Source organism: Specibacter sp. AOP5-B1-6, from assembly GCF_052376555.1.
Taxonomy (GTDB): Bacteria; Actinomycetota; Actinomycetes; order Actinomycetales; family Micrococcaceae; genus Specibacter.
This window is the reverse complement of record NZ_JBQSVT010000049.1, coordinates 1-19,822: the sequence shown is the minus strand read 5'-3', so window position 1 is coordinate 19,822 and position 19,822 is coordinate 1. Positions and strand designations below refer to the sequence as shown.

The window sequence follows — 19,822 nt, the reverse complement described above, 5'->3', positions numbered from 1 at the left end:
CAAAAAATGAAGGGTCGGAACATTGCGTTCCGTCCCTTCATTTTCTTGTCGGCGGCAGGCACTGCACTCGGCGTTTCGACGACTGGCGGTGTGTGGGCCCGAGACAGCTCAACTGCGCACAGGGGCGTCTCACCCGCGCTGGCTCACCTGTGACAGCCCAAAAAGTCACAGCACGAGCGAGAATGAACAGTTGCCGCGACCCGGCCGGGTGAAACCAAAAGCGGAGGGGAGGGGCGTGAACAACGCCCCTCCCCTCCGATTTAGCGTGGTGTGCTTAGCCCCGGATTAGCAGCCGTAGTAGAGCTCGAACTCGTACGGGTTCGGACGCAGCTGCAGCGGCTTGATTTCGTATTCGCGCTTGTAGTCGATCCAGGTGTCAATCAGGTCCTGGGTGAACACTCCGCCGGCCTGCAGGAACTCGTTGTCGTTCTCCAAGGCGATCAAGGCCTCTTCGAGCGACTCGGGAGCCTTGGGGATGTCCTTGTCTTCTTCAGGGGGGAGTTCGTACAGGTCCTTGTCGATGGGGGCCGGGGGTTCAATCCGGTTCTTGATGCCGTCAAGGCCGGCCATCAGCTGGGCAGAGAACGCCAGGTAAGGGTTGGAGGAGGCATCCGGTGCGCGGAACTCGAGACGCTTGGCCTTCGGGTTGGAGCCGGTGATCGGGATGCGGATACCGGCAGAGCGGTTGCCCTGCGAGTAGACCATGTTGACCGGGGCTTCGAAGCCCTTGACCAGGCGGCGGTAGGAGTTCACCGTGGGGTTGGTGAAGGCCAAAACGGCGTCGGCGTGCTTGAGCAGGCCGCCAATGTACCAGCGGGCCATGTCGGACAGGCCGGCGTAGCCCTTCTCGTCATAGAACAACGGGTCGCCATTGCTCCACAGCGACTGGTGGCAGTGCATGCCGGAGCCGTTGTCGCCAAAGACAGGCTTGGGCATGAACGTGACGGACTTGCCCCAGGCCCAGCCGGTGTTTTTGATTACGTACTTGAACTTCTGCAGGTCATCCGCGGAGTGCACCAGCGTGTTGAACTTGTAGTTGATCTCCGCCTGGCCGGCTGCGCCAACCTCGTGGTGGGAGCGCTCAACCTCAAGGCCGGCAGCGTCGAGCTCGAGGCACATGGCGTCGCGCAGGTCCGCTTGGTGGTCGATGGGGGCAACGGGGAAGTAGCCACCCTTCTCCGGCGTCTTGTAGCCGAGGTTGCCGCCCTCTTCCTTTCGTCCCGTGTTCCAGTAGGCCTCTTCGGAATCGATCTTGTAGAAGGAACCCTTCGCGGTCGACTCATACTGAACGTTGTCAAAGACAAAGAACTCGGCTTCGGCACCAAAGAATGCGGTGTCGGCAATGCCCGTGGAGGCCAGGTAGGCCTCAGCCTTTTCGGCTACGCCGCGCGGGTCGCGGTGGTACGGGTCGCCCGTGCGGGGATTCACGATGGAGAAGTTCAACGCCAGGGTCTTTTCCAGGCGGAACGTGTCAACAAAAGCGGTCTTGGGATCCGGGATCAGCTGCATGTCTGATTCAGCGATGCCCTGGAAGCCCCTGATGGAGGAGCCGTCGAACAGCTGGCCATTGACAAAGAAGTCAAGGTCAACTGTCTTAGCGGGCACATTGAAGTGCTGCTGGACGCCGGGCAGATCTGTGAATCGAATATCGACGAACTTTACATCTTCGTCTTTGATGAACTGGAGGACTTCTTCCGCGTTCTTGAACATTTACGCTCCTTGGCGCTGGGGGATTTGGCCGGCTGGGTGCGACCACGGTGCCTGTACAACTGACATAAGCCTAGAACCGGGCCATTACTCCACCGTGTCAGAAATGTTTCCGGCACGTTACAAGCGCCCCGGGAAGTCCCGGTGCCCCTGCTTCGGGCCCACACCGGTAGGCTGGAGGTGTGGTAGATCGTAAAGACATAGGTTCCTGGCTCAGCGGGCCGGACACTTCTAATATATCCAAATTTCCGGGCGAGCGTTTGGGGCAGCCTGAATCCGGCCCCGGTTCGATGGCCAGGGCAGGCCGGCGCATCCTGGCAATCTGCATCGATTGGGGCCTGTCGTACCTGATTGCGATGGCCTTCTTTGACGCCAACCCGAATGCCATCCTCGCCATCTTCGCGGCCGAGCAGATGCTCCTGGTGGGCCTGCTGGGCTACAGCGTGGGCCACCGGATCATGGGCATCGAGGTGGTGCGGCTCGACGGCCGCCAGCCCAGCCTGCTCGACGGCGTGATCCGCGCCGTGCTTGTCTGCCTGGTGATCCCCGTCATCATCGTCGACGCCGACCATCGAGGCCTCCATGACAAGGCCATCAAAACGATCCTGATCCGCCGCTAACCGCGCGGACCACTATTTCCTGATGCGGGTGCCGGCTGTCGGCCCCGCATCAGCGCTTGACCGTCACGGTTGGCCGGTGCCTGCCCATGTGAAGTTCGACGGCGGATGGCCCACCCATGCCGGCGGACGTCCAACCCATGCCAGGCGGCGCCTCCCCGGCAGGTTCCGAGCCCACGGTCATGGCCCATGCGACGCCGTCGGGAGCCAGCACCTGCACGGCGGTGGCGCCGTGCGGTGCGTGATGCCGATTCGCCATGCTGATGAGTTTTCCGGCCGCGCAGGGGGCGTCGAAGGACGTCATGCCGGGTGCGGCGTCCCCGGGTGTGGCGGCCGAGCCAAAGTGAGCCGGGGCCTTGCCCGCTGTTTGCGGAGCGGGGGCGGCGGCTGGCGCTGCGGGCGTTGGCTGCGCAGGACTTTGCTGTGCTGGGGGTGTCCCGAGGTGGGGTGTCCCGACATCCTGTGTCCCAAAGTCCGGTCTCCCAACGTCCGGGCCATGTGGACTTGTGGATGCCAGCGGCACAGCGAAGATCGCTCCGTTGTGTCGCCGGGAATGGCACGGCTTTCTGCTGCAACGGCAACATGGCTGCAGGGCGCGAAAACAATGATGCCCGGCGGGAAAATCCCACCGGGCATCATGTGTATGGAGTTTTTTAGCGGCCGCGTGCGGCCTTGCGGTCCGGGCGGGCCTTGTAGGGGTCGATGCCCTTGGGGATGGGCAGTTTGTTGCCCATGGACGTGATGCGCTTGTTGACGGCACCAACTTCCACCTTCGTCAGCTCGTTCTTGAGCTTGCCCATCTTTTTGGTGACCTTGGCGATCGGCACTTGGCCTTCTGCCTTGCCGGTCTCGATGATCGTGACAGTCACGTTGGGCAGAATCCGCTTCAAGCGGCGTCGCTCTGCATCGACCAGGCCCTTGACCCTGTTTGACGGACCTTCCGTGACAAGGACGATGCCCGGCTTGCCGATGGCGCGGAAAACGACGTCCTGCGTGCGCGGGTTGACCGATGCGGGCTGCTCGTCAAAGATCCAGCCCTTCTTGAGCGAGCTCAGGGCAGCGCCTGCGGCGCCGGCCTTGCCCTCGATCTGTGCGTAAGCGGCACGCTCGGCGCGTCGTGACATCAGCAGCAGCGCACCCAAGAGGCCCAGCGGAATGCCGATCATCAGACCCGTAATCCAGTTGCCGGGAGAAATCAGCAGCACCACCAACAGGGAAACCAGGATCAAGCCGAAAAATGCGCCAAGCATTATCCAGGTCACCATGGGATCGTGGCGGCGGGTCATCTTGAAGATGTCCACCATTTGCTTGATGCGGCCCGGCTTTTTGTCCTTTTTGGGCTTGTCTGCCTTCGGAGCGCGGGAAAAGAGGGAACGCTTTGGTTTGTCAGCGTTGCTGTCTGCGGAGTCAGTGGTTTTGGCCATAGTGAGTCAATTCTAGCGGGTGTTGGACGGGAATGTGGCATGTGGAAATCCCTGCCCAAACTCGAAGCTCGGGGATTTCCCGCAGGGACGGCAGCGCAGCCGAAGTGCAGCCGCTGCACTGCTTTTACCGGGCGGCGATGAGGGAGGCGGCTTCCTGGCGGGTGTGCCCGGAGTCCTCGATGCCGTCGGCGATGTGGGCGAGGTGCGCGGGGATGTCTCGGCCCTTTTTGCGCATGGCCGTGGCCCAGAGCCGCCCGGCACGGTAGGAGGACCGCACCAACGGCCCCGACATGACACCGAGGAAGCCGATCTCCTCGGCTTCCTGGTTCAGGTCAAGGAATTCCTGCGGCTTGACCCAGCGGTCCACGGGCAGGTGGCGTTCGGAGGGGCGCAGGTACTGGGTGATCGTGATCAGGTCGGTCCCGGCGTCGTGCAAATCCTGCAACGCTTGGGAAATTTCCTCGCGCGTCTCGCCCATGCCCAGAATAAGGTTCGACTTCGTCACCATGCCCTGGTCCCGGCCCTGCGTGATGACGTCCAGGGACCGTTCATAGCGGAACGCGGGACGGATGCGCTTGAAGATCCGCGGCACCGTCTCCACATTGTGCGCGAACACCTCCGGCTTCGACTCACAGATCGCCGTGATGTGCTCGGGCCGGCCGGAGAAATCAGGGATCAACAGCTCCACGCCGGTGTTCGGGTTCAACTCATGGATCTTTCGGACCGTCTCGGCGTACAGCCAGACACCCTCATCGGCGAGGTCGTCCCGGGCCACCCCGGTCACAGTGGCGTAGCGCAGGTTCATCTTCACCACCGAACGGGCCACCTTCGTGGGCTCAAACATGTCGATCGGCGACGGCTTGCCCGTGTCAATCTGGCAGAAGTCACAGCGGCGGGTGCACTCGGACCCGCCAATGAGGAACGTCGCCTCGCGGTCTTCCCAGCACTCAAAAATGTTCGGGCAGCCGGCCTCTTCACAGACCGTGTGCAGGCCCTCGCTCTTGACCAGGTTCTTCATCGCAATGAATTCCGGGCCCATCTCAACCTTGGCTTTCATCCACTCCGGTTTGCGCTCAACCGGAACAGCCGCATTGCGCTGCTCAACCCGCAACAACTTGCGTCCTTCAGGTGCCAACGTCACAGCAATGCTCCTTCTGACCGGCCCGCTTCCACGGCACCGGCGGTTGATGCCTGTTCAGGCGGTAAGTCAGTGATCAGTGGTGCCAAGACCCGGCTGGTGGCTTCCTTGACCAGCGGTGCCAGGTCCTGTGGTGAAATGTCCCGGCCTGTTTCGGCCTGCAGGGTGGTGGTGCCGGCATCCTGGATGCCGCAGGCGATGATCTGTCCGTAGGGGGCCAGGCTGTTGTTGGCATTGATGGCAATGCCGTGCATTGTCACGCCGTCATGGACGCGGATGCCAATGGCCGCGATTTTTCGGTCGCCGCCCTTATCGTCTGCGGTGAGCCAGATGCCGGCCCGGCCGTCGACCCGCACGCCCGCCACGTCGTAGTGTGCGAGGACCTCGATGATGATGTCTTCCAGGGCGTGGACATAGGCCCGGATGCTGTGGGCGTCGGCAAGTCGGACGATGGGGTACATGACCAATTGGCCTGGGCCGTGCCAGGTGAGCTTGCCGCCGCGGTCAACGCTGACCACAGGTGTTCCGTCGAAGGGGCGTTCGTGGTCTTCGGTTCGTTTGCCCGCGGTGTAGACCGCTGCGTGTTCGAGCAGCAACGCAGTGTTGGGTGCGGTGCCGGCAACGACGGCGGCATGAATTGCCCGCTGCTCCTCCCACGCGCCCTCGTAGTCGACGAAACTTGGGGCAAATCCGAGATCGGAGAACTGAACACTCATAGGAGTTAGTTTAGGGGACGTTGCATTTTCGCCTAAATCAGAATTCGCTGCCCGTCCCGCGGGTTGTGGATAACTTCAAGCAGGAAAAGCGAATCGGGACTACTACTGGTATATGGACAATTTCGGCTTGCAGACGTTGCAGACGTTGCAGGGGCAGCCTCCGGCAATCCCCGGCCATGATCCTGTGCGCTGCTTGGGCAGCGGCACGCAAGGTCAGGTGTGGCTTATGTCCCCGCACGACGGCTCGGCTGCGGTGGCGGCGAAATGCCTGGCGGTGCGAGCGGAATCTGACAGCACCGACATCCATGGCGACCCCCTGCGTCACAATGAAAGCCAGATCACACAGGAATGGCGGGTGCTGACGCAATTTCACCACGACCACCTCATCCCGGTGCGGCGCCTGGTGCGGGATTCCACGGGTGCGCATGTTTTGCTGATGGACTATGCCGCAGGCGGTTCCTTGGCGCAGATAGTTGCCGCCAGGGGTCCCCTGAACGTGGGGGAGACGGTCACGGTGTTGACCCCCATCGGCCAGGTCCTCGCCTTCCTGCATGGCAGGGGTGCCGTGCACGGCGACGTGTCACCGGGGAATGTGCTGCTCAGCGCCGCCGGAAAACCGTTGCTGGCGGATTTCGGGTTTGGCAGGCTCCTGGGGCAGGGGGAAGGGGCACTGAACGGGACGCCTGGATACTACTGCACAACGGACACTGTCCGTGATGAAGCTGCGGATGTGTACGCCCTCGCTGCCGTTGGCTGGTTTGCGCTGACGGGCCGGCCGGCGCCGGCCACAAGGGATCGAATGCCGCTGGGCACCATTGTTCAAAATGTCCCCGGCGAGCTTGTTGCAGCCCTGGAGGCGGGGCTGACTGACGACGCCGCACTGCGGCCCACCGCCGCGGCTTTTGCCCAAGCCGTTTTTCGCAGTGCCCGGGCGGAAGCCGTCGCCCTTGGCAACGCCGTCCATCCCAGCGTGCTGCCTGAACTGCTCACCCGCAAAGATGTGAAAGTACGGCGGACAAGGAAGCACGCCTCGCAACGCACCCTGTTCGGCCGGCGGCGCACTCCTCGGGCGGAAGGGGGTGGCCGGCCGGGGAGACGGGAGCGGCGGGCGCTCAGGCATCAAGACACCTCCGGTGGTCTGCGGTACCGGCGGCAGAAACTGCGGGCCGGACGCCAGGCACGGCGGCTCGGGGGCTTGTGGGGGAACGGGCCCGCCACACGCAGTGGATCCAGGCGACGTAGAAGGGCCATCGCGGCTGCCATTGCCGCGGCAGTCGCCGCCAGCGTGGCTGTGGTGCTGATTTCACTTGGCTTCCCCGATGCCAATGGCGGGTGGGGGACAGGACTGGCAGAAGGAGTGGCGGTTGACGCCACAGCCCCAGCTGCATACAGCGACGTCCCGTTGGAATGGGCGGCGGCGTTGCCTGCGGAGATTCAAAAAGGGCTTGCCGCCCCGGAACCGGTGGCCGCCTTGCACGCTCTGGCATGGGTCCGTTCCTATGCGCTGTCCAACGCAGATGCTGCCCTGGTGGCGAAGGTCAACTCGCCGGGGTCTGCAGCCCTGGAAGCGGACAACGCCATAGTGCAGAGCCTCAAGGATCTGGGCCACACGCTTGCCGGATTGGAGACATCCATTTCCCAGGGACACACGAACTACCTAAAGCAATCGAACCCGCCGGGGCCGCTGCCGCCTGGCCCGGTCGTTGCGACCGTGCGGGCAGCAGTCACCACGAGTGCTTTCGCGGAACTCGACGCGACGGGAATGCTGGTTCACAAACAAGAAACGGAGCAAAGCCAGGAGCTGGACATTGTCCTGGTGCAGGTCGATTCCCGGTGGACCATTCAACAAATCCTCGAGGTGGCGCCAGATTGACAGTGCGGACGTGGGACCGTGGCACGGCCGCACCCGGTTCATGACGGCCTCACGCGCAAGGAGACTGCAGGCATGGCGACAGGATGCAAAAAAGACCATGTGGCAGCCGTCGTAACGGCTGCCACATGGTCTAAGGCAGTGAAGCGGTTACGCCTCCAGCGTTGCCTCGAGCGTGATTTCGACGCCGGCCAGTGCGGCTGAGACCGGGCAGCCGGCCTTTGCTGCGTTGGCAATGCGATCAAAGTCTTCCTGGCTGATGCCGGGAATCTTGGCGGCCAGTGTCAAGTGGCTGCCTGTGATGCCCGTGCCGGGCACGAAGGTGACGGCAGCGCTGGTGTTGACGTAGTCGGCTGCATGGCCGGCACCGCTGAGCTCGTGTGAGAAAGCCATGGCGAAGCAGGAGGAGTGGGCCGCTGCGATCAGCTCTTCGGGGCTGGTCTTGCCCTCGGCTGCCTCTGTGCGTGCCTTCCAGGTGATGTCGAACGTGCCAAGTTCCGAGCTGTCCAGGGTGACCTGTCCGGCACCTGTTGGAAGGTCGCCGACCCAGCCTGCGTGGGCATTACGAGTTGTAGCCATGTTCACTCCTATGATTCGTGGTGAGAGGTGAGTGGAGGTGCTGCGTGAATGGTCCGCAACGACTCCTCTTCCAGCCTATGCCTTAAACGCAAAACAGCACTTCTCCGGTGTCCGGGGGTGGATCAACCACCTCCGGACACCGGAGAAGTGCTGCCTTGTTCAGTCAGTCGTTAGACGGTCCACAGCGTGGCTACGGCGATGTTGATCAGTGCCATGCCACCCACCGCGTGGGCCAGGCCGGTGGAGACTGCCTCACCCTTGGCGGCCTTGCGGTAGCCGATGATGGCAGGAACCAGCACGGCGATGGCGATGATGATTTTCACACCAATCTTGATGTGGAACGCTGCGGAAGGACTGCCGTTTGCTTCTGCCAGACCCACCAGCGCCAAGCCGGTGACGAGCTGGGCGATGGCACCCCACAGCTGAATGGGGAGGATCGTGGGCTTCTTGAAGGTGGCGAACCAGCCGCCTACAATGGCGGCTGCGCCGAGAACGTGCAGGAATACCAGGATGCTAGTTACTAAAGTCATGGCTTCAGCTTATGCAACTTGCTGACACAGTGTCTATCAAGGTCCACCTTATGTGACGCACGCTACAGGGGAGGCCCGCTGCCGGGCGCCGCATGGGAACAATCGCAGGCACAACAACGGCGGCCGGTGACTTGGTCTCCCAGGTCACCGGCCGCCGTCGAACATTCACCGCTTGGCATTCACCGCTTGGGTGAACGAGCAGCCTTAGAGGCCCAGATCGGCCTCAAACGCACCAGCTTCCAGGCGGACCTTCAGGGTCTGCAGGAAGCGGCCGGCGTCCGCGCCGTCCACCAGGCGGTGGTCGTACGTCAGGCACAGGTACATCATGTGGCGGATGGCGATGGTGTCGTCACCGTCTGCATCAGCAACAACCACTGCGCGCTTGACGATCGCGCCGGTGCCGAGGATGGCAACGTTGGGCTGGTTGATGATCGGAGTGTCGAACAGTGCGCCGACGCTTCCGATGTTCGTGATGGAGAACGTGCCGCCGGACAGCTCGTCCGGGCCGATCTTGCCGCTGCGGGTGCGTGAGGCAACATCGGCAATCTTGCCGGCCAGGCCCGCGAGGTTCAGATCGCCGGCGTTGGAGATGACAGGAACCAGCAGGCCCTTGTCGGTGTCCACGGCAATCGCGAGGTGCTCGGCGTTGTGGTAGGTGATTTCCTGAGTTTCCTCGTTGTATTCACCGTTGACCTTGGGGTGCTGCTTGAGCGCCTCGGTCACAGCCTTGGCGATGAACGGCAGGAAGGTCAGCTTCGTGCCGTTGGTTGCCTGGAACGGCCCCTTCGCCTGGTTGCGCAGCTTCACGATCCGCGTCATGTCGATCTCGTGGACCTGCGTGAGCTGCGTGGAAGCTTCCAGCGACTCGCGCATGCGCCGGGCAATGACCTGGCGGATCCGGGGTGCCTTGACCGTGGTGCCGCGCAATGATGACGGTACGACGGCGGGAGCAGCCTTGGCAGCGGAGCTCGCCGCAGCGGCGGGCGCCCCAGCGGCCGGAGCCTGAGCTGAGGCAGCCTTGGCGGCGTCAGCGGCAGCCACGACGTCCTGCTTGCGGATGCGGCCGCCAACACCGGAGCCGGTGACGGTGGTGATGTCAACGCCTTGCTGGTTGGCAAGCTTGCGCACCAGCGGGGTCACATAGTTGGAATCGGCGCCAGCTGCGGCCGGTGCCGGTGCGGCGGGTGCTGTTGCCGGTGCTGCGGCAGGTGCCGGTGCCGGAGCTGCCGGAGCGGCAGCCGGTGCGGGGGTTGCAGCAGGTGCTGGAGCAGCAGCCGGTGCTTCCGCGGGGGCTGGAGCTTCCGCCGGTGTTTCGGCGGGGGCTGGTGTCGCAGCAGGTGCTGCTGGTGCTTCCGCAGCGGCGGAGCCGATCAGTGCCAGCACGCCACCAACTTCAGCGGTCTCGTCCTCAGGAACGCGAATTTCCAGCAAAACACCCGCGACAGGAGAGGGGATTTCCGTGTCAACCTTGTCGGTGGACACCTCAAGCAGCGGCTCGTCAACCTCAACGGTGTCGCCCACGGCCTTCAACCAGCGGGTGACGGTGCCTTCGGTGACTGACTCGCCAAGGGCAGGAAGAACCAGCTCGTGGGCGTCGCCGGCAGGTGCCGCGGCAGGGGCTGCCGGGGCTTCGGGTGCTGCGGCCGGAGTCTCAGCTGCCGGGGCTTCAGCGGCAGGCGTTTCAACCGGAGCTGCAGGCTCCTCCGCGGGAGCAGCGGGGGCTTCGGCTTCTGTGGACGCTCCAGAGCCTATGCGGCACAGGGTTGCACCCACTTCGGCCGTCTCATCCTCAGGTACCAGGATTTCTTCCAGGATGCCGGCGAAGGGCGACGGAATCTCGGTGTCAACCTTGTCGGTGGAAACTTCCAGTAAGGGCTCGTCGACTTCAACGCGGTCCCCGACCTGCTTGAGCCATCGCGTAACGGTGCCTTCGGTGACGCTTTCACCCAAGGCGGGCAAGTTCACGGATTCAGACATTTCGTCCCCGTTCTCCTTCTAATGCGCTGCATTTCGCTGATGGTGCATTGTGATGCATCGCCACGAAATTCCTTAAAATTAAGTATGGTTTTTAGCTTAGTGCACCCGGCCGTGGGGCCGGGTGCACTAAGAGTGTTTGTTGCTAGCCGTGGAGCGGGCGTCCGGCCAAGGCCATTGCCGCTTCTCCCAAAGCTTCGTTCTGTGTGGGATGCGCGTGGATCAAGCCCGCGATGTCCTCGGGGTATGCTTCCCAGTTCACAATGAGCTGTGCTTCACCGATCTGCTCACCAATGTGGCTGCCGATCATGTGGACGCCGACCACGGGGCCGTCTTTTTCACGAACGAACTTGATGATGCCGCCGGTGCCCAAGATGGCGCTCTTGCCGTTGCCGGCCAAGTTGTACTCAGTGGATTCGACGTTGGCATCGCCAAACTTTTCCTTGGCCTGCTTCTCGTTCAAGCCAACTGAAGCAATCTCCGGGTCGCAGAAGGTGACCTTGGGAATGTTGATGTCTTCGACGATCACCGGGTTCATGCCGGCGATTTCCTCGGCAACGAAGATGCCCTGCTGGAACCCGCGGTGCGCAAGCTGCACGCCGGGGACGATGTCGCCCACTGCGTAGACATTGCCGACGCCTGTGTGCAGGCGCTCGTTGGTAATGACGAAGCCGCGGTCAATGGTGACGCCGGCTTCCTCGAAGCCCATGCCGGACGTGGACGGGCCACGGCCAACGGCGACGAGCATGAGGTCGGCTTCGTACGTCTTGCCATCAACCAAGGTGGCCTTGACGCCGTCGTTGTTCTGCTCGACGCCCTGGAAAAAGGTGCCGGTGTTGAACTTGATGCCGCGCTTGCGGAACGTCCGCTCAAGGACCTTGATGATGGAGGCATCTTCGTTCGGCACCAGTGAAGCCATGCCTTCGATGATGGTGACATCCACGCCGAAAGACTTCCAAACGGAAGCAAATTCGACGCCGATGACGCCGCCGCCGAGCACGATGGCGCTCTTGGGGAGGGTCTCCATGGAGAGGGCCTCGTCGGAGGTGATGACCTTGCCGCCGATTTCCAGTCCGGGAAGGCTGCGTGAGTAGGAACCGGTGGCGAGAACAATGTTCTTGCCGGTGTAGTTCACACCGTTTACCGTCACGGTGTTGGCTGCGGTGAGCTTGCCTTCACCCTCAATGACTGTGACGCCCTTGCCCTTGATGAGTCCCTGCAGGCCCTTGTACTTGCCGGCAATGATGCCGTCCTTGTACTTGTTGACACCCACCAGGTCAATGCTGTTGAGCTGGCTGTTGACGCCGATGGAGGCGCCGTCACGGGCGTGGTCTGCAACCTCTGCTGCATGCAGCAGGGCCTTGGTGGGGATGCAGCCGTTGTGCAGGCAGGTGCCGCCCAACTTGCCCTTCTCCACGAGGCCAACGGTCATGCCCAATTGGACTGCACGCAGCGCAGTTGCATAACCGCCGCTGCCACCGCCGAGAACCAAAATATCGAATTCTTGCCCAGCTGCCTGTTCGGCCACTTAGACGCTCCCTCGCGTTCGGGTGACGCGCATTGTTCGCGCGTCATCTCATCAATTATTGAAAGAAGAGCCCATTCGTTCCAGAATGGGCCACTTCTGCCGGTCATGGATAAATACTTTCAGCATTTACCTTACGTCAGTTGTTCCATGCAACACCCGCACTGCTGTCACAGTAAAGGGGAATGTGGTCATACTCACTGTGGTGCTGCTCATGGGCCAGCCATGCGGTGTCCGGTTTAGGCGCTGCGGGCCACAACGTCCTCAACATAGGCGACCAGGGTGCGCACAGCCATGCCCGTGCCCTGCTTGGGTGTGTAGCCATACGGGGAGGCCTCGTTGAAGGCGGGCCCGGCGATGTCGAGGTGGGCCCAAGGAATGGTTTCCCCGTCCTTGCCCTTCCCGACGAACTCCTGCAGGAACACGGCGGCTGTCATCATGCCGCCCATGCGCTCTCCGATGTTGGCCATGTCGGCAACGGGGGATTCCAGCGACGGACGCAGCTCCTCGGGAAGTGGCATCGGCCAGACAAGCTCACCGGCCCTGTCGGCGGCAGCCTTCAGTGCTGCGCTGACGCCCTCGTCACCCATGACGCCTGCAGTGCGATGGCCAAGGGCAACGACCTGGGCTCCGGTCAGGGTGGCGACGTCGATGATCACGTCGGGGAATTCCTGGGACGCAGCAACGAGACCGTCGGCCATGACCAGGCGGCCTTCGGCGTCGGTGTTCAACACCTCGACGGTCTTGCCGCCAAACATTGTCAGAACGTCGGAGGGGCGGATGGCGGTGCCGGAGGGCATGTTCTCGGCAATGCACAGCCAGCCCGTGACGTTCACCGGCAGGCCCAGGTCGGCCACGGCCAGGACCGTGTTGAGCACTGCTGCAGCACCTGCCATGTCGCATTTCATGGTCACCATGCCGGCGCCGGGCTTGATGGAAATTCCGCCGCTGTCAAAGGTGATGCCCTTGCCCACCAAGGCAAGATCTGCCACTGCGCGGTCGGACTTGTATTCAAGCTTCACCATGCGCGGCGGTCGTGAGGAGCCCTGTCCCACGCCCATGATGCCGCCGTAGCCGTCCTTGAGGAGGCGCTTCTCGTCCAGGATGGTGACCTTTACGGGCAGGCCCTTGGCCAAATCCCGGGCGGCCTCGGCAAAGGTGGCCGGGTACAACTTGCTGGGCGGCTCGTTGACGAGCGTGCGGGTGGCGTTGACTGCCTTGGCAACGACGGCTGCGCGCTCCAATGCGGCTGCCAGCTCCGGGTCCTTCGCAAGCGTGGAGTGAATGGTGACCTTGGACACAGGGTCGCGCTTGTCCTTCGTGTTTGAATGCAGGCTCGCGTATTGGTAGGCACCCAGTGCGGCACCCTCGGCAAGCGCGGCAACCTGGCCCACCGCCGTCGTCGGGATGGCAAAAAGCACATGCTTGAGCCCGGCAAGCTGGCGGATGGCCGCCCCCGCCGTGCGGCGCAGGGCTTCATCGCTGGCCGCGCCGTTCTTGACGGCGCCAATGCCGGCAAGGACCAGGATTTTCGCGCCGGTTTCCGGCAGCCCGGGCAGCCGCACAACCTGGTCGGCGGCGCCGGTGACGCCGAGAGCAGGCATTGACGCCTTGAGGGAGGCAAGCGCCGCGGTGGAGAGCGGGGCATCCAAAATGACGGGTCCGTCGGCACCCTTGCCTACGGCAACCACGAGGGCGTCGGCCGAAACCTTTGCCAACTCGCTGCTGACCACGCGGAAGCTGATGTCTTCTTTGAAACTCACTGAAATACTGTCCTCACTTTGGGGTGTTGATGAACGGGTATCGCTGCATTCGATCGTAGCGCCATCGCCTGCCAAATGCGCGCCGGTGAGCGGCGGTCAGGCGCAGGCGGGCATTCTTCGGCATTGGCCGGCCGGGGGAGCCTGCGCTGTAAGGCCGCCTCTCCCGGGTTGACCCGTCCATGGAACTGGGGCAGGCTCAGGCATTTGGACATCCGCCGGCCTGCCCTCATGGCTGACAAACCCCAACTCGCCTTGGTTGACAATCCCCAGTACGTTCAGCCCAAGTCATTCAGCCGGACTCGTGCCGCGACGGCCGCCACGATGCAGCGCCGCCACAGCAGGCAGAGCCGACGCTGCACGGCATCATGCAGGGCGATCGGTGGCATCATTGGAATGTTCGGGGCGACGGTGGTGTTGTGCTGTTCAGAGACACAAGCTGCTGAGGAAGACCATGAATATGACCGAGTACACCCCTTTTCAAGACCCCGAGTCCCTCTATGTCCTCAACGACGAGCTGATCGCCGACGAAGACCTGCGCGGTGCCAACCTGCTCATGGCGTTCACCGGTTTTTCGGATGCGGGCCATGTAGTCACCCAAATTTCCGGCGAGCTCAAGGACCAGCTGGCCGGGGAGCCTGTGGCAGTTTTCGACATTGACCAGCTCCTTGACTACCGGTCACGACGTCCCCGCATCACGTTCTCCGAGGATCACCTCAGCGGCTACAAAGCGCCGTCACTGGTGCTCTACCGCATGGTTGACGCGCTCGGCACGCCCTTCCTCTACCTCACAGGCAGCGAGCCTGATTTGCAGTGGGAACGATTCAGCCGCGCGGTCCTGGACCTGGTGGAACGCTTTGACGTGAACCTGGTGGCCTGGGTGCATTCGGTGCCCATGCCGGTCCCGCATACCCGCCCGATTGGCGCGACCGTGCACGGCAACCGGCCGGACCTGATCGAAGGCATCTCGGCGTGGAAAACCACCATGGAGATTCCAGCCGCCGTCGGACATGTGCTTGAATTCAAGCTCGACGCTGCCGGGCGCAATGTGGTTGGCTATGCCGTCCATGTCCCGCATTACCTGTCCGACGCCGAGTACCCGCCTGCCGCCGTCGCCGGTTTGGAATACTTGGGGGCCGCTGCCTCCCTGATGCTGCCCAGCGAACGCCTGCGCGAGGCCGGCCGGGCCGTTGAGCGCCAAATCACCGAACAGGTTGAGGGTTCCAGCGAGGTTGCCACGGTGGTCAAAAATCTGGAGAAACAATACGACGAACACACAGACGGCAACGCCCGCCGCTCGCTGCTGGCCGGTGACAACGACGAACTGCCGGACGCCGATGAGCTCGGTGCCGCAGTGGAGGCATATCTGGCCAGCCGTGACGCCGGACCGCAGGGTGGAAGTCAAGACGGTCCCTAAGCTGGCATAGGCTGGGTGGGTGGATAGCAAACGTGCGTGGTTGGTGTGGGGTGTTGGAGTTTTTGCCTACCTGATTGCGATCACGCATCGAACCTCCTTTGGTGTAGCCGGGCTCGTTGCCACCGAACGGTTTGGCGCAACGGCGTCGGCGCTCTCCGCATTTACCGTCATTCAGCTCATTGTCTACGCCGGGCTGCAAATTCCCGTTGGCGTGCTGGTGGACAGGTTTGGCCCACGGGTCATGATCGCCACCGGCGCGGCCCTCATGGTGCTGGGCCAGCTGCAGCTGGCCGGTGCAACGTCCGTGCCGGCAGGCGTGGTGGGCAGGATCTTTGTCGGCGCCGGCGACGCCATGACCTTCATAGCGGTCATCCGCCTCATCCCGCTGTGGTTCCCCACACGCAGAGTCCCCGTGCTGACACAGCTGACGGGGCAGTTGGGCCAATTTGGCCAGCTCATCAGCATTGCCCCGTTTGCCTTTGTCCTGAACCATGCAGGGTGGAGCCAGGCATTCCTGGGGCTGGCAGCGCTGGGTGTCCTGGCCTGCGTGCTGTCTGCCGCCGTATTGCGGAATGCGCCGGCAGGCTCAACTGCGCCCATTGCCCGGCCCGGCATGCGGGAAACCGCGGCGGACCTTGCCACTGCGTGGCGGCAGCCCGGGACCCGGCTTGGCATGTGGACGCATTTCTCCACCCAATTTTCAGGCACTGTCTTCGTCTTGACATGGGGTTATCCCTTTCTGGTTTCGGGACAGGGGCTGGACACGGCGACCGCAAGCATCCTGCTGAGCTTGTTCGTGGTTGTGGGCATCATCTGTGGTCCGTTCCTTGGCAGCTGGGTGGGCAGGCACCCGCTGCGACGCTCAACCATGGTCCTTGCCGTCACCGTTGCCATCGCGGCTGCCTGGGCGGCTGTGCTGCTGCATTCCGGTCCCTCGCCGCTGTGGCTGCTGGTTGTGCTCGTCCTTGTCCTTGCCGTGGGCGGGCCGGCCTCAATGATCGCCTTCGACTTTGCCAGGACCTTCAATCCCTCGCACAGGATCGGCACGGCCACCGGCATTGTGAACGTGGGCGGCTTCTTCGCCGCACTTGTAACGATGTACATGATCGGGCTCATCATTGATGTGCTCAACGGGATTGGCTTTTCTCCTGACGGGCTGTATTCGCTCGACGCCTTCCGGGTGGCGTTCTCCTTTCAATTCCTGGTGCTCGGCATCGGCATCGCAGCTGTCATCACCACCCGGCGAAAGGTGCGCCGGACCATGGCGGATCGCGGCGAGCTGGTCCCGCCGCTGCGTGATGTCCTGTCCGACAACCGCCGCAGGCGCCAGCAGTTCCGCAAGGAGCAAAAGGACGAGCGGACGGCACGCAGGGACTGAACATCCCGGATGGGCCGCGCGGCCGGCACCGGCGTGAAGCGGACGGTCAGCGCAAACATGCGGCAGCGGAGCCCTGTTTTCCACAGATCCGCCGTTTTCGTCGAAGGGCCCTGTTTTCTGGGCCCGCGGGGCAGCAGCCTTGAGGCATGAGAAAGCAAATAGATAAAATTAAAGTCAGCGCCGGTGAGGATCTCCTGGCGTTCATTCCCCACATGGTGGGGTATTGGCCGGAGCGCAGCATCGTGTGCATCGGCATGAGCGGCAAGCGGCTCCGGGCAACCATGCGGCTGGACCTGCCTCCCGACGACCCGGCTGTTGACCTTGCGCGTTTTGCCGCCATTGCCGCGTCACAACTTGCCAGCGACGTCGAAGCGGACGGCTGCCTGATCGCAATCTTTGGTGATGAGGACTGGCTGTCCCCGGAGACACCGCCACACGCACAGGTGCACAAGGCCTTGTGCATGGCTTTCGAAGAGTTCGAGCTGCCGGTGCGTGACTCCTGGTTCGTTGGGGTGAACCATTGGCGCAGCCTCGAATGCGACGACGCCCAATGCTGTCCGTGGCCGGGGAAAGACAACGCCTCGATCAAGGAAAGCTTTGTCAATGCCGAGTTCATCTTCCGCGGAAGCATGGTGAGGAACAGTCCAAGGGAACAGATCAAGGATCTCGTGGCACTCAGGGACCCAAAATTCGCCGAGGCCGTGACAGCGGCCGGGACGGATCTGAAGGGGCCCCTGGCATTGGCGGGCTCGGGCGCCCACCAGTTGGCAGTCACCCTCGGAGCGTGGGAATACAGCCTCTCCCGCTGGCCCGTGACACCCGACCCCGCCATGGCTGCCTATCTTTTGGCCAGCCTGGCCGAAGGGACCGTCCGCGACGCAGTCATCGTTGCACTGGCCGCGACGCCCCGCCACGCCATGGCAGGAGCTGCCGCACTTGGCCTCGTGCCGCTGGACAGCGACAACGTGAAAGTGCCGCGCAATTGGCATGGTGGAAATCAAGCCTCCGGCAGCGAAATCCACTTGGACAACATCCCTGACGAGGAAATCCTGCTCGCCGGCGAAGACTTTGCCCGCATATTGGTCGGAGAAGTGGCTCCCGGCGCCAACGCGGCCGGTCGAAGGGGTGCCGGTGCCGGCTCCGCCGCTGTCAGTTCTGCCGGGACTGGCGGACCGGACTGGGCCAGGCTGGATGTGGCCGAACCGCTGCTGCAGTTTCTGGCCGGGTCCACGCAGTCCGCGGACAAGGCGCCGGTGCTGTGCCTGTTGGGGTGGATTCAGTGGTGCAAGGGACACGGGACATGGGCGGGAAGCTACTTTCAAGCCTGTCAGGACCACCAGCCTGGATACCGGCTGGCAAGCATGCTTGAGCAGTTGCTCGCGGCCGGCCACATCGCCGAGTGCGCCAAGAACCCCCGCACCGCCTGGCGCGGCTACGGGGAAAAAGAAGCGCCGGACGAAGCTGCCTGACGGTCTCGGGCCCACACCGAAGCCATCATCCACACGAACGACGACCATGAAATGGTGCGGCGACGGCCCGAAGAAGCTGCGCCAGGCCGTGCCCGCGGGCTGTGATCCTTATTGAAAGAAGTCACCCGCCACGATGCCCATTGGGCACCGACCACAGCTTAAATCGTGAGACAATGAAAGCCGAGACCCGGTTGGGTCCGTGTTGATGCATTGGCAATGTTTGGACAAAAGGGCTGGAAGGTATTTTCTTCCAGGGCGGCGGGAACAACGCAGCCGCACAAGGAGTTATACCTTGTGACCCTCCAAGCAAACCTGATGCAACAAGCAACATGGACTTGACAGGGTCATAGTGGTGTTGCCCGAAGGTAACTCCACAGACCGCCGTAAGAAAGGTTTTCTGTGTCTGCTACTGCCAAGAGCAAAGTCTCCACAACCGAGGAGATCGAGGACTCCGCATCTTCAGCCACCGTGCCGTTGACACCCGCCCAGAAGCGCGCTGCCACCATCGCCGCCAAGAAGGCTGCAGCAGCCGCCGGTGAAGGTGCTCCCGCTGTCGCAGCAAAAGCTGCCCCCAAAAAAGCCGCGCCCGCACGCCGAGGCAAGGGAAAAATCAAGGACGAAGAAGAGCCGGCAACCGAGACCGTTGTGGAGGAGGACGAGGACGATTCCGCCCCCAAGCGTCCCCTGCCCACCGGAACAGGCTTTGTCTACTCCGACTCCGACGATGACGATGCCCCGGTCCAGCAGGTCATGTCGGCAGGCGCCACCGCCGACCCGGTCAAGGATTACCTGAAGCAAATTGGCAAGGTTGCCTTGCTCAACGCCGAGCAGGAAGTTGACTTGGCCCTGCGCATTGAGGCCGGCCTGTTCGCCACCCAGAAGCTTGCCTCCGGCGGCGACGCCATGGACGCCCAGCTCAAACGCGACATGGGGCGCATCGTGCACGACGGCAAGCGCGCCAAGAACCACCTGCTGGAAGCAAACCTGCGTCTCGTGGTCTCCCTGGCTAAGCGCTACACCGGCCGAGGCATGCTGTTCCTTGACTTGATTCAAGAAGGAAACCTTGGCCTCATCCGTGCAGTCGAGAAATTCGACTACACGAAGGGCTTTAAGTTCTCCACCTACGCCACCTGGTGGATCCGCCAGGCGATCACCCGTGCCATGGCCGACCAGGCCCGCACCATCCGCATCCCCGTGCACATGGTGGAAGTCATCAACAAGCTGGCCCGCGTCCAGCGCCAGATGCTGCAGGATCTGGGTCGCGAACCAACGCCGGAAGAATTGGCCAAGGAATTGGACATGACCCCGGAAAAGGTTGTGGAAGTCCAGAAGTACGGCCGAGAGCCCATCTCCCTGCACACGCCCCTGGGTGAGGACGGTGACTCCGAATTCGGCGACTTGATTGAAGACTCTGAAGCGGTCGTCCCGGCCGATGCAGTGTCCTTCACCTTGCTTCAGGAACAGCTCCACTCTGTACTGGACACCTTGTCTGAGCGAGAAGCCGGCGTTGTCGCCATGCGCTTTGGCCTGACCGACGGCCAGCCGAAGACTTTAGACGAAATCGGCAAGGTCTACGGGGTGACGCGCGAACGCATCCGTCAGATAGAGTCCAAGACGATGTCCAAGCTGCGCCACCCGTCACGTTCACAGGTCCTGCGGGATTACCTGGACTGACATCTTTGAAGCTGACCCGCAGTTGGGGGGGGGGGGGCACCGGC

The 19,822-nt window shown here is 62.8% G+C and carries 15 protein-coding genes and 1 pseudogene; 6 read left to right on the top strand and 10 right to left on the bottom strand.

The window, feature by feature from the left end; translation table 11 throughout:
* Window positions 1-285: 285 nt before the first annotated feature.
* Window positions 286-1,710 (bottom strand): type I glutamate--ammonia ligase, encoded by a 1,425-nt coding sequence (gene glnA / locus ACT3TS_RS17390; protein WP_444532786.1) that lies wholly within the window; start codon window positions 1,708-1,710, stop codon window positions 286-288.
* 179 nt (window positions 1,711-1,889) lie between these two features.
* Between glnA and ACT3TS_RS17385 the strand changes: the two genes are divergently transcribed.
* The gene (locus ACT3TS_RS17385; RefSeq protein ID WP_444532785.1) at window positions 1,890-2,327 is read left to right on the top strand and encodes an RDD family protein; all 438 of its coding nucleotides are present in this window, start codon (window positions 1,890-1,892) and stop codon (window positions 2,325-2,327) included.
* Window positions 2,328-2,376: 49 nt separating this feature from the next.
* On the opposite strand, the gene ACT3TS_RS17380 is transcribed toward ACT3TS_RS17385, so the two are convergent.
* The 4 genes and pseudogenes from ACT3TS_RS17380 to lipB form a co-directional block, all read right to left on the bottom strand.
* Window positions 2,377-2,583, bottom strand: a complete 207-nt coding sequence (locus ACT3TS_RS17380; RefSeq protein WP_444532784.1) for a hypothetical protein — start codon at window positions 2,581-2,583, stop codon at window positions 2,377-2,379.
* 394 nt (window positions 2,584-2,977) lie between these two features.
* Window positions 2,978-3,748 (bottom strand): DUF4191 domain-containing protein, encoded by a 771-nt coding sequence (locus ACT3TS_RS17375; protein ID WP_444532783.1) that lies wholly within the window; start codon window positions 3,746-3,748, stop codon window positions 2,978-2,980.
* Between the two features lie 124 nt (window positions 3,749-3,872).
* Window positions 3,873-4,889: a lipoyl synthase gene (gene lipA / locus ACT3TS_RS17370; RefSeq protein ID WP_444530996.1), complete on the bottom strand. Its 1,017-nt coding sequence runs from the start codon at window positions 4,887-4,889 to the stop codon at window positions 3,873-3,875.
* Window positions 4,886-5,656, bottom strand: a pseudogene (gene lipB, locus ACT3TS_RS17365) (lipoyl(octanoyl) transferase LipB); the annotation flags it as partial. The pseudogene lipB and the gene lipA, both read right to left, overlap by 4 nt.
* Window positions 5,657-5,714: 58 nt before the next feature.
* Between lipB and ACT3TS_RS17360 the strand changes: the two are divergent.
* Window positions 5,715-7,475 (top strand): serine/threonine protein kinase, encoded by a 1,761-nt coding sequence (locus tag ACT3TS_RS17360; protein ID WP_444532782.1) that lies wholly within the window; start codon window positions 5,715-5,717, stop codon window positions 7,473-7,475.
* Window positions 7,476-7,622: 147 nt separating this feature from the next.
* Here ACT3TS_RS17360 and ACT3TS_RS17355 read toward each other — a convergent pair whose 3' ends face one another.
* The 5 genes from ACT3TS_RS17355 to ACT3TS_RS17335 form a co-directional block, all read right to left on the bottom strand.
* On the bottom strand, window positions 7,623-8,051 hold the full coding sequence (locus ACT3TS_RS17355) for an OsmC family peroxiredoxin (protein WP_444532781.1): 429 nt from the start codon (window positions 8,049-8,051) through the stop codon (window positions 7,623-7,625).
* Window positions 8,052-8,221: 170 nt separating this feature from the next.
* On the bottom strand, window positions 8,222-8,581 hold the full coding sequence (locus tag ACT3TS_RS17350) for a hypothetical protein (RefSeq protein ID WP_444532780.1): 360 nt from the start codon (window positions 8,579-8,581) through the stop codon (window positions 8,222-8,224).
* Between the two features lie 204 nt (window positions 8,582-8,785).
* On the bottom strand, window positions 8,786-10,558 hold the full coding sequence (gene sucB / locus ACT3TS_RS17345) for a 2-oxoglutarate dehydrogenase, E2 component, dihydrolipoamide succinyltransferase (protein ID WP_444532779.1): 1,773 nt from the start codon (window positions 10,556-10,558) through the stop codon (window positions 8,786-8,788).
* A gap of 142 nt (window positions 10,559-10,700) precedes the next feature.
* Window positions 10,701-12,083 carry a dihydrolipoyl dehydrogenase gene (gene lpdA, locus ACT3TS_RS17340; RefSeq protein WP_444532778.1) on the bottom strand — a complete coding sequence of 461 codons (1,383 nt, stop codon included), beginning with the start codon at window positions 12,081-12,083 and terminating at the stop codon, window positions 10,701-10,703.
* 236 nt (window positions 12,084-12,319) lie between these two features.
* On the bottom strand, window positions 12,320-13,843 hold the full coding sequence (locus ACT3TS_RS17335) for a leucyl aminopeptidase (RefSeq protein ID WP_444532777.1): 1,524 nt from the start codon (window positions 13,841-13,843) through the stop codon (window positions 12,320-12,322).
* A gap of 451 nt (window positions 13,844-14,294) precedes the next feature.
* Here ACT3TS_RS17335 and ACT3TS_RS17330 point away from each other — a divergent pair, with 451 nt between their 5' ends.
* The 4 genes from ACT3TS_RS17330 to ACT3TS_RS17315 all read left to right on the top strand — a co-directional run bounded on the left by ACT3TS_RS17330 (window position 14,295) and on the right by ACT3TS_RS17315 (window position 19,778).
* The gene (locus ACT3TS_RS17330) at window positions 14,295-15,257 is read left to right on the top strand and encodes a proteasome assembly chaperone family protein (RefSeq protein WP_444532776.1); all 963 of its coding nucleotides are present in this window, start codon (window positions 14,295-14,297) and stop codon (window positions 15,255-15,257) included.
* Between the two features lie 19 nt (window positions 15,258-15,276).
* The gene (locus tag ACT3TS_RS17325; protein ID WP_444532775.1) at window positions 15,277-16,635 is read left to right on the top strand and encodes an MFS transporter; all 1,359 of its coding nucleotides are present in this window, start codon (window positions 15,277-15,279) and stop codon (window positions 16,633-16,635) included.
* 146 nt (window positions 16,636-16,781) lie between these two features.
* Window positions 16,782-18,104 carry a DUF4192 domain-containing protein gene (locus tag ACT3TS_RS17320; protein WP_444532774.1) on the top strand — a complete coding sequence of 441 codons (1,323 nt, stop codon included), beginning with the start codon at window positions 16,782-16,784 and terminating at the stop codon, window positions 18,102-18,104.
* A 399-nt stretch (window positions 18,105-18,503) separates the two neighbouring features.
* Window positions 18,504-19,778 carry an RNA polymerase sigma factor gene (locus ACT3TS_RS17315; RefSeq protein ID WP_444532773.1) on the top strand — a complete coding sequence of 425 codons (1,275 nt, stop codon included), beginning with the start codon at window positions 18,504-18,506 and terminating at the stop codon, window positions 19,776-19,778.
* The last annotated feature ends 44 nt before the right edge of the window (window positions 19,779-19,822 follow it).

Bases quoted from the DNA above. Each gene is read 5' to 3' on its own strand.
- ACT3TS_RS17380 (WP_444532784.1), bottom strand. From the start codon at position 2,583: ATGGCGAATCGGCATCACGCACCGCACGGCGCCACCGCCGTGCAGGTG.
- ACT3TS_RS17355 (WP_444532781.1), bottom strand. From the start codon at position 8,051: ATGGCTACAACTCGTAATGCCCACGCAGGCTGGGTCGGCGACCTTCCA.
- ACT3TS_RS17330 (WP_444532776.1), top strand. From the start codon at position 14,295: ATGAATATGACCGAGTACACCCCTTTTCAAGACCCCGAGTCCCTCTAT.
- ACT3TS_RS17375 (WP_444532783.1), bottom strand. From the start codon at position 3,748: ATGGCCAAAACCACTGACTCCGCAGACAGCAACGCTGACAAACCAAAG.
- ACT3TS_RS17350 (WP_444532780.1), bottom strand. From the start codon at position 8,581: ATGACTTTAGTAACTAGCATCCTGGTATTCCTGCACGTTCTCGGCGCA.
- ACT3TS_RS17360 (WP_444532782.1), top strand. From the start codon at position 5,715: ATGGACAATTTCGGCTTGCAGACGTTGCAGACGTTGCAGGGGCAGCCT.
- sucB (WP_444532779.1), bottom strand. From the start codon at position 10,558: ATGTCTGAATCCGTGAACTTGCCCGCCTTGGGTGAAAGCGTCACCGAA.
- ACT3TS_RS17320 (WP_444532774.1), top strand. From the start codon at position 16,782: ATGAGAAAGCAAATAGATAAAATTAAAGTCAGCGCCGGTGAGGATCTC.
- glnA (WP_444532786.1), bottom strand. From the start codon at position 1,710: ATGTTCAAGAACGCGGAAGAAGTCCTCCAGTTCATCAAAGACGAAGAT.